The following is a 13,628-nucleotide window of genomic DNA, read 5'->3' on the forward strand; positions in this document are numbered from 1 at the left end:
GGGTACCTAGGCCACTGAACGGATTTTCAGCACCGCCACCGCTCCGGCCAGGGTGACGATGCCGGTGAGGCCGAACAGCGCCGGATAGCCGCCCAGATGAGTCACGATCGGGGCGGCCAGCAGGGGGCCGAGCGCCTGCGGGGCGGCACTGGCGATGTTCACCACGCCCAGATCGCGGGCGCGGTCACCGTCGGACGGCAGCACCTGGGTGATCAGTGCGGTGTCGACGGCCAGATAGACCCCGTAACCGGCGCCGAACAGCAGCGCCGCGACCATCGAGACTCCCCAGGTGGGCCAGATCGCCAGCAGGGTCGCGGCGATCGTGATCAGCACCCCCGACCAGACCACGAAGATCTTGCGGCGGCCGAGGCGGTCGGAGAGCCAGCCGCCGAGCATCGCCGTGCCGATCATGCCCACCGTGTAGAGCAGGATCATGTAGAGCAGGCCGGTGTCCGGATCCTCGAGCTTGACCGCGTCGGTGAGGAAGTAGAGCAGGTAGAGCGTGCCGAGCGCGTTGCCGAGCTGGACCAGGAAACGGGTGCCCCAGGCCCAGAGGTAGTCGGGTTTGCCGCGCAGGTCGATCTTCCAGCGGACCTTGACCGGGTGCCCCGGCGGGAGTGGATCGTCCTGCGTGAGCAGCGCGAACGGGGTGGTGAGGACGACCAGGCCCAGCCCGAGCGCGATGTAGCCCGTACCGATGTCGGTGAAGACGGCGGTGACCAGGATGGCCCCGATCACCAGGCCGAGCGCCTGCGGCATGCCGATCCAGCCGGAGACCAGGCCACGCTGCACGACCGGGACGCGGTCGGGCACCGCCGCGGTCAGCGAGGCCAGCATCGTGTTGATCCCGACGGTGACGAAGCACCAGGCCAGTGTCACGGTCAGCAGGTTGGGTGCCTCGGCCAGCACGGCGATGGAGAGCACCGAGACCATGCAGCCGGCCAGGGTCCAGACGTGGCGACGGCCGTACGGGCGGCCGAGCAGCTTGAGGCGGGTGCGGTCGGACAGTGCCCCGGCCAAGGGATTGACGACGATCGCGACGACCGCGCCGATGCCGGTGACCACGCCCAGCCAGAGCTCTTTGTTCTGCGGGGCGAGCTCGGCGACCTGCAGGGGGAGCAGGATCTGGATCGGCGTGAAATAGGCCATCCAGAGACCGAGATTGGCCGCGAAGAGCAGACCGATCCACGAACGACGCACCGGATCGACCGGAGTGGCGAGGACCGGAACTCCATGAGCGACGGCCATCCGGCCTCCTCGAAAAGCGAAATTTCCTCGGAGATTAGAGGATCGCTGTCCCCTCGGGAAGGCCCCTTGCCCCGGAGCTTACGGAAAGTGGACAGGCCGGGTCCAGACCCTGCGTGGCTTGACAGCCGCACAGCGTAGCCGTAATTTACCCCTCAGCTAATTAACCATTTGGTAAAACATCGAGCTGGGAGCCGGGGACATGGGCAGGATCGTGGCAGTTGAATATGTGACTCTCGACGGCGTCTTCGAGGAGCCGGGCTGGAGCGGGCCGTATTTCAACGACGAACTGGCCGGTTGGCAGGACGCGAATCTTCGTGAGGCCGACGCGCTGCTGCTCGGCCGCAAGACGTACGAGGGGTTCAAGGCCGCCTGGCCGCAGATGGAGGCCGAGACCGGCCACTTCGGCGTGAAGATGAACGCGATGCCCAAGCACGTGGCCACCACCACGCTCACCGAGCCGGAGTGGAACGCGACGTTCCTGCCCGGTGAGGTCGCCGACGCCGTGCGCGAGCTCAAGGCCGGACCCGCGTCGCTGCTCATCAACGGCAGCGCCGACCTGGTCAACTATCTGACCCGGCACAACCTGATCGACGAGTACCGCATCATGGTCTTCCCGGTCGTGCAGGGTGAGGGCCGCAAGCTCTGGGCCGAGGGCACCCGGATCGCCCTGTCGCTCACCGGCACCTGGCAGACCAAGACGGGCGTCGACGTGGTCACCTACGTCCCCGCCTGATGGCCCCGGTGGCCACGGATCAGCTGAGCGTCGTCTTCGCGGCGCTCGCCGATCCCACCCGCCGGGCCATCCTGGCCCGGCTGGCCGAGGGGCCGGCCACGGTCAACGAGATCGCCGAGCCGTTCGCCATGACGTTGCCGGCCGTCTCCAAACACCTCAAGGTCCTCGAACGGGCCGGGTTGATCTCCCGGGGGCGGCAGGCCCAGTGGCGGCCGTGCACGCTGGAGGCCGAGCCGCTGCGCGCGGCCAGCGAGTGGATGAACCACTACCGCGTCTTCTGGGACCGGCGCTTCGATCGGCTCGACGCCCACCTCGAAAAGCTCGCCCGGTCATCCGGGACGGGGACCGGGAGCGCCGGACCCGCCCGGGCGGGCGGATCCGGCGTCTGACTCAGCTGTCGCCGCCGGTCTCGCCGACCGGTGCCGCGTTGACGTCGTCGATCGCGTACTTCTTGGCCGCCTCGGCCGGCACGTGCGACGGCACCTTGCCGCGCAGGGCCAGCTGGCGCAGCGTGGCCACGACGACCGACTCGGCGTCGACGTTGAAGTGCCGCCGCAGCGCGTGCCGGGTGTCGCTCATGCCGAAGCCGTCGGTGCCCAGCGACGTGTAGGCGTTCGGCACCCAGCGCGAGATGAGGTCGGGTACGGCCCGCATGAAGTCGCTCACCGCGATGACCGGGCCCTCGGTGCCTTCCAGCTTCTGCTGGATGTAGGGCTTGCGGGGCTCGTCGCCGACGTGCAGCAGGTTGTGCTCCTCGGCCTCGACCGCGTCGCGGCGCAGCTCGGTCCACGAGGTGACCGACCAGACGTCGGCGCTCACACCCCAGTCCTGGGCGAGCAGGTTCTGGGCCTTGAGCGCCCAGGCCAGACCGGTGCCGGAGGCCAGCAGCTGAGCCTTCGGGCCGCTGCTCTCGGCCGCCGGCGCGTACCGGTAGATGCCCTTGAGCAGGCCCTCCCGGTCGAGGTCGGCGGGCTCGGCGGGCTGCACGGCCGGCTCGTTGTAGACGGTGAGGTAGTAGAAGATGTTCTCCTGCTTCTCGCCGTACATGCGGTGCAGGCCGTCCTCGACGATGTGCGCGATCTCGAACGCGAACGCCGGGTCGTAGGCCACCACGGCCGGGTTCGTCGCCGCGATCAGCAACGAGTGGCCGTCCTCGTGCTGCAGGCCCTCACCGTTGAGGGTGGTGCGCCCGGCGGTGGCCCCGAGCAGGAAGCCGCGGGTCATCTGGTCGGCCGCCGCCCACAGCTCGTCGGCCGTGCGCTGGAACCCGAACATCGAGTAGAAGATGTAGAGCGGGATCATCGGCTCGTCGTGCGTGGCGTACGAGGTGCCGGCGGCGATGAAGCTCGCGGTCGACCCGGCCTCGTTGATCCCCTCGTGCAGGATCTGGCCGTTGGTCGCCTCCTTGTACGACAGGAAGAGCTCGCGGTCGACCGACGTGTAGGTCTGGCCGTGCGGCGAGTAGATCTTCTTGGTCGGGAAGAGCGAGTCCATGCCGAACGTGCGGGCCTCGTCCGGGATGATCGGCACCCACCGGGCGCCGAACTCCTTGTCCTTCATCAGGTCCTTGAGCAGGCGGACGAAGGCCATGGTGGTGGCGATCTTCTGCTTGCCGCTGCCCCGCTTGACGTCGCCGAAGGCCTTCGAGTCGGGGATCTTCAGCGACTTGGCCTTGGTGCGCCGCGACGGGATCGAGCCGCCCAGCTCACGCCGGCGCTCGAGCATGTACTGCATCTCGTCGGACTTCTCACCGGGGTGGAAATACGGCGGAAGGTACGGGTTGTCCTCGAGCTGCTTGTCGCTGATGTCCAGGTAGAGGCGGTCGCGGAAGCCCTTGAGGTCGTCCAGCGTCAGCTTCTTCATCTGGTGGGTGGCGTTGCGCGCCTCGAAGTGCGAACCCAGCGTCCAGCCCTTGATCGTCTTGGCCAGGATCACGGTGGGCTGGCCGGTGTGCTCGGTCGCCGCCTTGTAGGCCGCGTACAGCTTCTTGTAGTCGTGGCCGCCGCGCTTGAGGTTCCAGACCTCGTCGTCGGTCATGCCCTCGACCAGCTTGCGGGTGCGCGGGTCACGGCCGAAGAAGTTCTCCCGGACGTACGCCCCGGACTCGCCCTTGTAGGTCTGGTAGTCACCGTCGGGCGTCACGTTCATGAGGTTGACCAGCGCGCCGTCGGTGTCCGCGGCGAGCAGCGGGTCCCACTCGCGGCCCCAGACGACCTTGATGACGTTCCAGCCGGCGCCGCGGAAGAACGACTCCAGCTCCTGGATGACCTTGCCGTTGCCCCGGACCGGGCCGTCGAGACGCTGCAGGTTGCAGTTGATGACGAAGGTGAGGTTGTCGAGCTCCTCGCGGGCGGCCAGGCCGATCGCGCCGAGCGACTCGACCTCGTCCATCTCGCCGTCGCCCAGGAACGCCCAGACGTGCTGCTGGCTGGTGTCCTTGATGCCGCGGTTCTGCAGGTAGCGGTTGTAGCGGGCCTGGTAGATCGCGTTCAGCGGGCCGAGACCCATGCTGACCGTGGGGAACTCCCAGAAGTTGGGCATCAGCCGCGGGTGCGGGTAGGACGGCAGGCTGTTGGGCGCGTGCGACAGCTCCTGGCGGAAGCCGTCGAGCTGGTCGGTGGTCAGCCGGCCCTCGAGGTAGGCCCGCGCGTACATGCCGGGGGAGGCGTGCCCCTGGTAGAAGATGTGGTCGCCGCCGCCCGGGTGGTCCTTGCCGCGGAAGAAGTGGTTCATGCCGACCTCGTAGAGGCTGGCGCTCGACGCGTACGTCGAGATGTGGCCACCCACGCCGATCTCGGGCCGCTGGGCGCGGTGCACGAGCATGGCCGCGTTCCACCGGATGTAGGCCCGGATGCGGCGCTCCACGAACTCGTCGCCGGGGAACCAGGGTTCCTGCTCGGGCGGGATCGTGTTGATGTAGTCCGTGGAGGTCAGGGGCGGGACGCCGACCTGTCGCTCCCGGGCCCGTTCGAGCAGGCGCAACATAACGTAACGGGCTCTCTTGGCGCCGCGTTCGTCGATGACTCCGTCGAGCGACTCGACCCACTCATTGGTTTCTTCGGGGTCGATGTCCGGAAGCTGGCTCGGCAGGCCGTCACTGATCACCGGGCGCTTGCGCTCCGTGGCCACAGGCATTCCTCTTGGTCGGGTGTCGGAACCGAGCGGCCCATTGTGTGAGTCGCGCGGGTGTAACTCCATCCTGCCCCTTCGCCGTGCGCATCGTCACGCCTACCGTCCGGGTACGCGATCCGTGCCACACGTACTGACCAGTAACCTCATCCCGCTCAGCCGGGCAGGCCGAATTTAACCGGGCAGGAACGTGAACCTTACTTGGCGCTCCGGATTGTCCCCGTTGGTGTCCACCAGGCAGATGGACTGCCAGGTCCCGAACGCGATGCGGCCGTCGATGACGGGCAGTGACGCGAACGGCGGGATCCAGGCCGGCAACACATGATCGCGGCCGTGCCCCTTCGACCCGTGCCGATGCCGCCACTTGTCCTGGGTGGGTAGGAGCTCGTCGATCGCGGCCAGCAGATCCTCGTCCGAGCCGGCGCCGGTCTCGATGATCGCGAGGCCGGCCGTGGCGTGCGGCACGAAGACGTTCAGGAGCCCGTCCGCTTCGGACTCGACGAACCTGGCCGCCTCTGCGGTGATGTCCCGCACGACAGGACGGTTACCGGTCCGGAACGTGATCACTTCAGAGCGCATGGGTGGAGTCTGCCAGCCGCTCTAGCACCAGGCGCCCTCCGGGTGAAGCCCTATTGGCCCGTTTCAGCCTCATTTACCCCTGAAATGACTACCTTGTTGGAAGGCAAGCGGTATCGAAACGCGGGGGTGTGCAGTGCAAGCAAGGGCGCCGCGACAACGGCGGAGAATCTCGAGATGGGCCATGACGGCCGCGGCCGTCCTGGTGTCCGCCGGGACGGTCCTAGCGAATCCATTGCCGGCCGCGGCGGCCTTGGCGCCGCCGGAGAACGTGACGGCACTGCCCGGGCGCAAGCAACTCGTGGTCAACTGGACCGCGCCGCAGACGCCGGGCGGAACGGTCACAAGGTATCGGGTGACTCTCGACAACGGTGGCGGCACATGCAACGTCAACGCGCCGACGAACACCTGTACCTTCAGCGGTCTCACCTCGAACCTCGAGTACACGGCGAGCGTCATCGTCTGCCCGAATGTCGGCAACGACACTGACTGCTCGGATCCTTCGGTTGCGACAGCGACCGCCCGGCCGGGACCGCCGGTCACTCCGGCGGCGCCCACGGTGACTTACGGATCCGACCCGACCAAGATGGCCGTGACCTGGGCGGCGCCGAGCAACAGCTCCTCGATTTCCGCTTACCGGGTCACGCCGTCGGCCACGGGGCTGACCGGAACCTGCGCGGACCTGGTGATCGGTACGTCGTGTGAATACGACAACCTGACCCCGGGGACGTCTTACTCGTTCCGGGTGACCGCCATCGGCGTCACCAACGGCACCGTCAGCAGTGGAAGCTCGACGCTGAGCCCATCGTCCACCGCGAAGATCGCGGGGGTGCCGACCGCTCCGGGCAAGCCCACCCTGACCGTCGACGACGAGGACAAGGTGACTGTGTCCTGGGTGAAGCCCGTCGGTGGTCCGACGATCACAGGCTTCACCGTCTACTCTCTGGCCGACGGCGTCACGTCCACCGGTTGCACCGTCGGCGCGAATGACACGTCCTGCCAGGTCACCAACCTGAACCCGGCCAAGTCCTACACGTTCACGGTGAAGGCCAGAGGCGAGGTGGTGGCTTCACCCTCCGTGGCCAGCGATCCATCCGACCCGGTCATTCCGGGTATGCCGGCTGTGCCTGACGCGCCGGGCGTGGAGCTGACCGCCGCCGGCGCGGCTACGGTCTACTGGGACCCGCCGGCAAGCGGTGGAGACGTGGACACCTACACGGTGGACTGGTTCTCTCCGGACCTCGGGGCAGCGACGCCGACGCCACCCTGCGAGGTGGCGGGGGACGTCTTCAGTTGCGACTTCACGGGTCTGCAGGACGGCAAGTCCTACCAGTTCAATGTGACGGCCACCAACACGGCCGGCGCGAGGACATCGGGCTGGAGTGCGCCCCCGGTCATCTCGCAGCTTCCGGCCGAGCCGTCGAAGCCCGCAGTGAGCTTGGTCGAGGGCACCTCGGGCGCGGTGAAGCTGACCTGGAACCCGGGATCCGGCGGCGGCACGGTCACCAACTACGCGGTAACGGTCGCCCCGCAGAGCGCTGGTGCGCTGGGCTCGAAGGACCCCTTGTGCGGTACGAGCCTCACCGCTCCCGAGTGCGAGATCACCGGTCTGACGCCGTCCGTCGAGTACAAGTTCACCGTCTCCGCGGTCGGTGACCTCGGCGCGACGGCCTCCGCCGACAGCGATCCGATCATCCCTGCGGCACCGGGCACGCCGGACAACGTCGTCGCGGCAATCGGCGCCACGGAGGGCAGCGTGTTGGTGACCTGGGGTCCGCCGATCGGCGGTGGCCCGGTCGCGGGCTACAAAGTGACGGCCACGACGTCAGACAGCGGAACGCTGCCCACGGTAAACCCGTGCGAGGTCGGCCCCACCGTGTTCGAGTGCGCCTTCAGCGGCATGCAAGCGACCAAGACCTACCAGTTCACGGTCGTCGCGGAGAACCTAGTGGACACGACTTCGGCGGCCGCCACGCCGGCGATCGTGCCGGGCGAGCCCGGCAAGCCGACCGGGGTGACGGTGACTCTAAATAGCCCTGGCGACGTGACCCTGGACTGGACGGCTCCCTTGGGTGCCGCGGTGGACAAATACATCATCACGACCTCTTCGACCGACGATCTGACGCCTCCGGCGGTGGTGGAGATAGCCGGCAACCTGCTCACGGCGGACTTCACCACTCTCGACTCTGACAAGACGTACACGTTCGTCGTGGCTGCGAAGAACGACCTGGGCACGGTCCCGGCCGACGCGACCGATCCGATCGTCCCCGATGTGGTCGGCATCCCGGCCGACGTCGAGGCCGAGCTGGTCCCGAATACGCCCGGCCGGATCAAGGTGACCTGGTCCGCGCCGACCGGCGGTGGCACGCCCACCAGCTACGTGGTGAGCTCAGACACAGGTAACGGTGGCAACGCACCGAGCAATGAAGATTGCACCGTCACAGTTGCTCCCGGCGAGGCGCTGAGCTGCACGATGCTGGCGCTGGACCTGGACGAGGAATACGCCTTCACGGTGCAGGCCGTCAACGTGCTGGGCCCGGGCGTCCTGTCGGACCCGACCGATGCGCTCATCCCGGACGCGCCCGGCGAGCCGACCGGCGTCACTGCCGCCCTGGTCACGGACGCGCCCGGCTCGGTCAAGGTCAGGTGGTCAGCCCCTATCGACCGCGGCACGGCCGACAGCTTCGAGGTCACTGGCACGTCGCCGAACGGCGGCACCCCGGCGACCCTCTGCACTCGCACGGCGAGCCAGACCGAGTGCACGCTTTCAGAGGGCATTGAGAAGGACAAGCAGTACCGGTTCGTAGTGACGGCCAAGAATGCGGCCGGCTCTTCGTCGGCAAGCCCAACCGCGGCCATCGTGCCGGACGTTCCGAGCGCTCCGACCGGCGTGGGCGTCGCGCTGAGCGACGCGGAGGGCAAGGCCACGGTGTCCTGGACTGCCACGACCACAGGTGGTGCGATCGACGGCTTCACCGTGACGGCCACTTCGGCCGACCCCGGAGCGTTGCCGGGCACCGACTGTGAGGCTTTGGCCAACGAGACGGAGTGCGACGTCACCGCGCTCAGCCCGGACAAGACATACACCTTCACGGTGGTCGCCTCCAACGACGCCGGCGACAAGAATTCGCAGCCGAGCGACCCGCTTGTTCCGGGCAAGCCGCTCGCCCCGGCCAGCGTGAACGCCGAGGTCACCTCGATCCCGGGCAACGTGACTGTGACCTGGCCGGAGGCGCCGGAAGGCGTAGTGGTCACCAAGTACACGGTCGAGGCGAATTCGACCGATGGCGGAGTGAGCCGGCCGGACTGCGAGGTCACGCCGGCGGACGACTTGGAGTGCCCGTTCACCAATCTGACCACGACGGCGCACTACACCTTCACCGTCACTGGTGAGAACGATCTCGGCGACGGTGCACCGGCGACGAGCGAGTCGGTGATTCCGAACAAGCCCAACGCTCCGGGAACCCCCACCGCTGAGATCACCGCGGTGGACACGAACGCCGGGACCGGCACGGTCAAGCTGACCTGGAAGGCTCCTCCGGCCGGTGCAGGACCCGTGGCCGGTTACACCGTCAGCGCCTATGCGGAGGGCGACCCGAACAACGCGATCACGGCCTTCGCCTGCGAAGACGTCAGCCTCCTGACCTGTGACTTCGGTGGGCTCAGCCTCACCGAGACGTACACGTTCGTGGTGACCGCCAAGGGGATCGGCGGCGCGACGGCCGACAGCGGTGTCAGCGACGTGGTCGACATGCGTGCTCCCGAGGCGCCGGGCACCCCGACTGTCACGCTGGCCGGCGCGAACGCGGTGCGGGTCACGTGGACCGCCCCGGCCACCGGTGGTCCGGTCGTCGGCTACACGGTGACCTCGAGTCCCGCGCTCGTCACGCCCCAGAACTGCACCAACGTGTCCGGCCTGAGCTGCATCTTCACCGGCCTGACCAGCGGCGACGAGTACACCTTCGCGGTCACCTCGATCGGCACGGCCGATCGGACCGTCTCGGGGGGCAGTTCGGCCCAGCCGATCCTGGTGGGTGTGCCGGACGCTCCGGAGCGGCCGACGGTCGTGCCTGGGAGCAGCTCCACCGCCGTGGTCGTGAGCTGGACCGCACCCAGCGCCGGCGCCGGCATCGCCGGGTACACCGTCGAGTCGGTGCCCGGACGCCACGGTTGTGCCGTCGCAGCAGGCAGCAGTGCCACCTCTTGCGCGGTCACTGGCCTCACGGCCACCGAGCCGTACCGGTTCCGGGTGCAGGCGAACGGCGTGACCGGCGCCGGGGACTCGGCGTTCAGCCCGGTTTCGGAAATGATCGTTCCGCAGGCCCCCGGCCGGCCCGGCAGCGTCGACGTGGCCGCCGGTAACCAGCAGATCGCCGTCTCCTGGGCCGCTCCTCAGTACGGGGCCGACCGGGTCGCGTCCTACCGGGCCGTGGCCACGCCGGGTGGTGCGTACTGCACGAGCACGTCCACCGAGTGTGTCATCACCGGGCTGGACAATCTGACGTCGTACCGGGTCACCGTTGTCGCCGTCGGAACCGGCGACCTCGGCACGTCGCCGGTCAGCGCGCAGTCCGCCCGGGTGCGGCCCACCGCGGGTGCGCCGTCCAGCCCGAGGGAAGTGCTTGCCACCGGCGGCAACGGCGGGGCAACCGTCACCTGGACGGCTCCGGCCTTCCTCGGCGACGGTGTGGTCGGTTATACCGTCACGGCGACACCCAGTAGCGGATCGATCGGATCGCGACTCTGCTTCACGACCGAGCTGACCTGCCCGATCTCGGGACTGACGAACGGGACGCCGTACAAAGTCACTGTGACTGCTCAGGGCCGGGCAGCCAGCGGCTACTCAGCGCCGAGCACGGCGGTCGACGTCACGCCCAGCGTGGCTCCGCAGGCGCCGACAGAGGTGCGGGCCGTCGCCGGCGCGTTGACTCTCGGGGTCTCGTGGACGGCCGGCAACGCCGGCAGCGGGGTCTCGGGCTTCACGGCCACGGCGACCGGCGGCACGTCGCCGCTGACGTGTTCCGTAGGGGCCAGCGCCTCCTCGTGCACCATCACCGGCGTCACGGCGGGTACGACATACACGGTCACCGTCGTGGCCAACGGCATCCACGGTGCGGTATCGACGCCGGGTAGCAGCGCTCCGGTCGTGGCGGTCACGGCCGTTGCCCCGGCGATGCCTTCCACAGTGCCGGCCACGGTGGGTGCCTTGACCAGTTCGGCCGGGTCGCCGGTGCGGCTGGGGGCCACGACGACAGTCTCGGGCACCGGGTTCGCCCCGAACACGGCGATCACCATCGGCATCTATCCGGGACCCCACTCGCTGGCCACCGCGGTGACCAATGCGAATGGCGCGTTCAGCGTGCCAGTGACGATCAGCGGGGTGGCCGTCGGCTCGGCCCGCACGATTGTCGCGGGTGGCCTGTACGGCAACACCGGCGTCGTCCGGTGGAAGACAGTGAGCACCACGGTGCAGCCCAGCCTCTGAGCCGGTAGCGCCAGCACAGTCCGGGCCGGACGGGATCTCCCGTCCGGCCCGTTCCGTGTATTCGGTGATCGCCGCACGTCAAAGGCCACCGACCGGCGGCCGGGCCGATTCCGGCATGGCGGGGCTCGCCCCGGTCGGTAATGCTGGTCTGGTGACCACCCCGCAGAACCTCGACGAGCGCTTCCGCGAAGCGGTGTCGGCGTTCGCCCCGCCCAGCGACCGCCGCGCCCCCGGCGACCCCGTCCGCGACGGCTCGGCGCTCACCGGCGCCCGGGCCCTCGAGCTCTTCGACGCCCAGCTGGCCAGCCGGCACCTCGACCTCGCGGCCCGCTGGCTGCGCAGCTTCAACGAGGGCTTTTACACCATCGGATCGTCCGGTCACGAGGGCAACGCGGCCGTCGCCGCCGCGCTGCTGCCCACCGACCCCGCCCTGCTGCACTACCGGTCGGCCGCGTTCTTCTGCGCGCGGGCCAAAAACCTGACCGACGCCGCCCGCGACGTGTTGCGCGGCGTGGTCGCCTCGGCCCGCGAGCCGATCGCCGGCGGCCGACACAAGGTTTTCGGCGGGGCCGACCTCAACATCATCCCGACCACCTCCACGGTGGCCTCCCACCTGCCCCGGGCGGTCGGGCTGGCCTTCTCGCTGTCGCGGCCGCGCCCGGACAGCCGGTGGGTGCGCGACGCGATCGCCGTGGCGTCGTTCGGCGATGCCTCGGCCAACCACGCCACGGCCACGGCGGCGCTGAACGCCGCCGGCTGGTTCGAGCACTCCGGCGTACGGCTGCCTTTGCTCCTGATCTGCGAGGACAACGGCCTGGGGATCAGCGTGCCCACGCCCGACGGATGGCTGGCGGCCATGCTCGGGTCGCGTCCCGGACTACGGTACAGCGCGGCCGACGGCTGTGATCTGGCCGCCACCTACGACGCGGCGACCGAGGCCGTGGGCTACGTGCGGCGGGAGCGCCGGCCGGCCGTGCTCCACCTGTCCACCGTACGGCTCATGGGACACGCCGGGGCGGACGCCGAGGTCGCCTACCGCTCCGCTGAGGAGATCGGCCATGACCTGGGCCGCGACCCGCTCATCGGCACGGCCCGGCTGCTCGTCGAGGCCGGTCTGCTGGGGCCGGACGAGGTGGTCACCCGGTACGACGAGGTCGGCTGGCAGGTGCGCAAAGTGGCCGAGGAGGTGCTCGGCGAGCCCAAACTCGCCACCGTCGCCGAGATCGTCGCCCCGCTCGCCCCGCGCCGCCCGCTGCGCGCCGCCCACGAGATCACCGAGGTCGCCTCGCGCGCCCTCGGCCCCGGCGCCGCTGCCCGTTCCCGGGCCTTCGGCGGCAAGCTGCCCGAGCAGTCCGGGCCGCTCACCCTGGCCCAGACGATCAACGCGACGCTGACCGACGCGCTGGCCTACCACCCGGGCGTGCAGGTCTTCGGGGAGGACGTGGGGCGCAAGGGCGGCGTCTACGGCGTCACCAAACACCTGCAGGAGCGGTTCGGCGAGGAGCGGGTCTTCGACACCCTGCTCGACGAGACGACGATCCTGGGGCTCGCCCTGGGGGCCGGGCTCGACGGGCGGCTCCCCGTGCCCGAGATCCAATACCTGGCCTACTTGCACAACGCCGAGGACCAGCTGCGGGGCGAGGCGGCCACGATGTCGTTCTTCTCGTCCGGGGCCTACCGCAACCCGATGGTCGTGCGCGTCGCCGGGCTCGCCTACCAGCAGGCCTTCGGCGGCCACTTCCACAACGACAACTCGGTCGCTGTGCTGCGTGACATCCCCGGCCTGGTGCTGGCCGTGCCCAGCCGGCCCGGTGACGCGGCGCCGATGCTGCGGTCCTGTCTGGCCTCGGCGGCGGCCGACGGCACGGTCTGCGTCTTCCTCGAGCCGATCGCGCTCTACCACACCCGCGACCTCTACCAGCAGGGCGACAACGAATGGCTGGCGCCGTACTCGGGCCCCGGCGCCTGGGCCGGCGAGCACGTGCCGATCGGCCGCGCCCGCACCTACCCCGTCGGCAACGCCACGGATCTGACCATCATCACGTACGGCAACGGTCTGCGCATGTCGCTGCGGGTCGCGGCCCGGCTGGCCGAGCAGGGCTACGGATCCCGAGTAGTGGACCTCCGCTGGCTGAACCCGTTGCCGGTCAACGATCTGGTCCGCGAAGCGGCCGCGACCGGCCGGGTGCTCATCGTCGACGAGACGCGCCGATCCGGCGGCGTCGGCGAAGGAGTGCTGGCGGCCCTGGTGGACGGTGGTTTCGTCGGAGCGGCCCGCCGTATCGCATCGGCCGATTCACTGATTCCGCTGGGTCCGGCAGCAGAGCATGTGCTGGTAGGGGAAGATGCCATCACACAGGGTGCCCACGCCCTGCTGGCACGGTAAATTGCCACACACCCGGTGCGCCACTTGCGCTGGGGGCCGGGAGTGTGTGGACTACCCCAAGGTTTATCCCC

The 13,628-nt window shown here is 69.2% G+C and carries 7 protein-coding genes; 4 read left to right on the plus strand and 3 right to left on the minus strand.

All coding sequences use genetic code 11. The features are described 5' to 3' along the window. Positions 1–6: 6 nt before the first annotated feature. Positions 7–1,248 carry an MFS transporter gene (locus tag NAG42_RS34385; protein ID WP_250036205.1) on the minus strand — a complete coding sequence of 414 codons (1,242 nt, stop codon included), beginning with the start codon at positions 1,246–1,248 and terminating at the stop codon, positions 7–9. 211 nt (positions 1,249–1,459) lie between these two features. Here NAG42_RS34385 and NAG42_RS34390 point away from each other — a divergent pair, with 211 nt between their 5' ends. Both NAG42_RS34390 and NAG42_RS34395 read left to right on the plus strand, forming a co-directional pair. Next, positions 1,460–1,981, plus strand: a complete 522-nt coding sequence (locus tag NAG42_RS34390) for a dihydrofolate reductase family protein (RefSeq protein WP_250036206.1) — start codon at positions 1,460–1,462, stop codon at positions 1,979–1,981. Between the two features lie 8 nt (positions 1,982–1,989). Further along, positions 1,990–2,370 carry an ArsR/SmtB family transcription factor gene (locus tag NAG42_RS34395; protein WP_250036207.1) on the plus strand — a complete coding sequence of 127 codons (381 nt, stop codon included), beginning with the start codon at positions 1,990–1,992 and terminating at the stop codon, positions 2,368–2,370. A gap of 1 nt (position 2,371) precedes the next feature. Here the strand turns inward: NAG42_RS34395 and aceE are convergent, their stop codons facing one another. Beyond that, on the minus strand, positions 2,372–5,110 hold the full coding sequence (aceE, locus tag NAG42_RS34400) for a pyruvate dehydrogenase (acetyl-transferring), homodimeric type (protein ID WP_308201224.1): 2,739 nt from the start codon (positions 5,108–5,110) through the stop codon (positions 2,372–2,374). Positions 5,111–5,284: 174 nt separating this feature from the next. After that, a complete protein-coding gene (locus NAG42_RS34405; RefSeq protein WP_250036208.1) occupies positions 5,285–5,689 on the minus strand; it encodes a YjbQ family protein in 405 nt (134 codons plus the stop codon). A 181-nt stretch (positions 5,690–5,870) separates the two neighbouring features. Between NAG42_RS34405 and NAG42_RS34410 the strand changes: the two genes are divergently transcribed. Together NAG42_RS34410 and NAG42_RS34415 are read left to right on the plus strand one after the other, a co-directional pair. Beyond that, positions 5,871–11,171, plus strand: a complete 5,301-nt coding sequence (locus NAG42_RS34410; RefSeq protein ID WP_250036209.1) for a fibronectin type III domain-containing protein — start codon at positions 5,871–5,873, stop codon at positions 11,169–11,171. Between the two features lie 115 nt (positions 11,172–11,286). Further along, the gene (locus NAG42_RS34415) at positions 11,287–13,557 is read left to right on the plus strand and encodes a thiamine pyrophosphate-dependent enzyme (protein WP_250036314.1); all 2,271 of its coding nucleotides are present in this window, start codon (positions 11,287–11,289) and stop codon (positions 13,555–13,557) included. The last annotated feature ends 71 nt before the right edge of the window (positions 13,558–13,628 follow it).

Origin of the sequence: Paractinoplanes maris, assembly GCF_023544465.1 — a bacterium.
GTDB classification, from domain to species: domain Bacteria; phylum Actinomycetota; class Actinomycetes; order Mycobacteriales; family Micromonosporaceae; genus Actinoplanes; species Actinoplanes maris.

Excerpts from the sequence above, each read along its gene's own strand:
- NAG42_RS34385 (WP_250036205.1), bottom strand. The coding sequence starts at position 1,248 with ATGGCCGTCGCTCATGGAGTTCCGGTCCTCGCCACTCCGGTCGATCCG.
- NAG42_RS34415 (WP_250036314.1), top strand. The coding sequence starts at position 11,287 with ATGGCGGGGCTCGCCCCGGTCGGTAATGCTGGTCTGGTGACCACCCCG.
- NAG42_RS34405 (WP_250036208.1), bottom strand. The coding sequence starts at position 5,689 with ATGCGCTCTGAAGTGATCACGTTCCGGACCGGTAACCGTCCTGTCGTG.
- NAG42_RS34410 (WP_250036209.1), top strand. The coding sequence starts at position 5,871 with ATGACGGCCGCGGCCGTCCTGGTGTCCGCCGGGACGGTCCTAGCGAAT.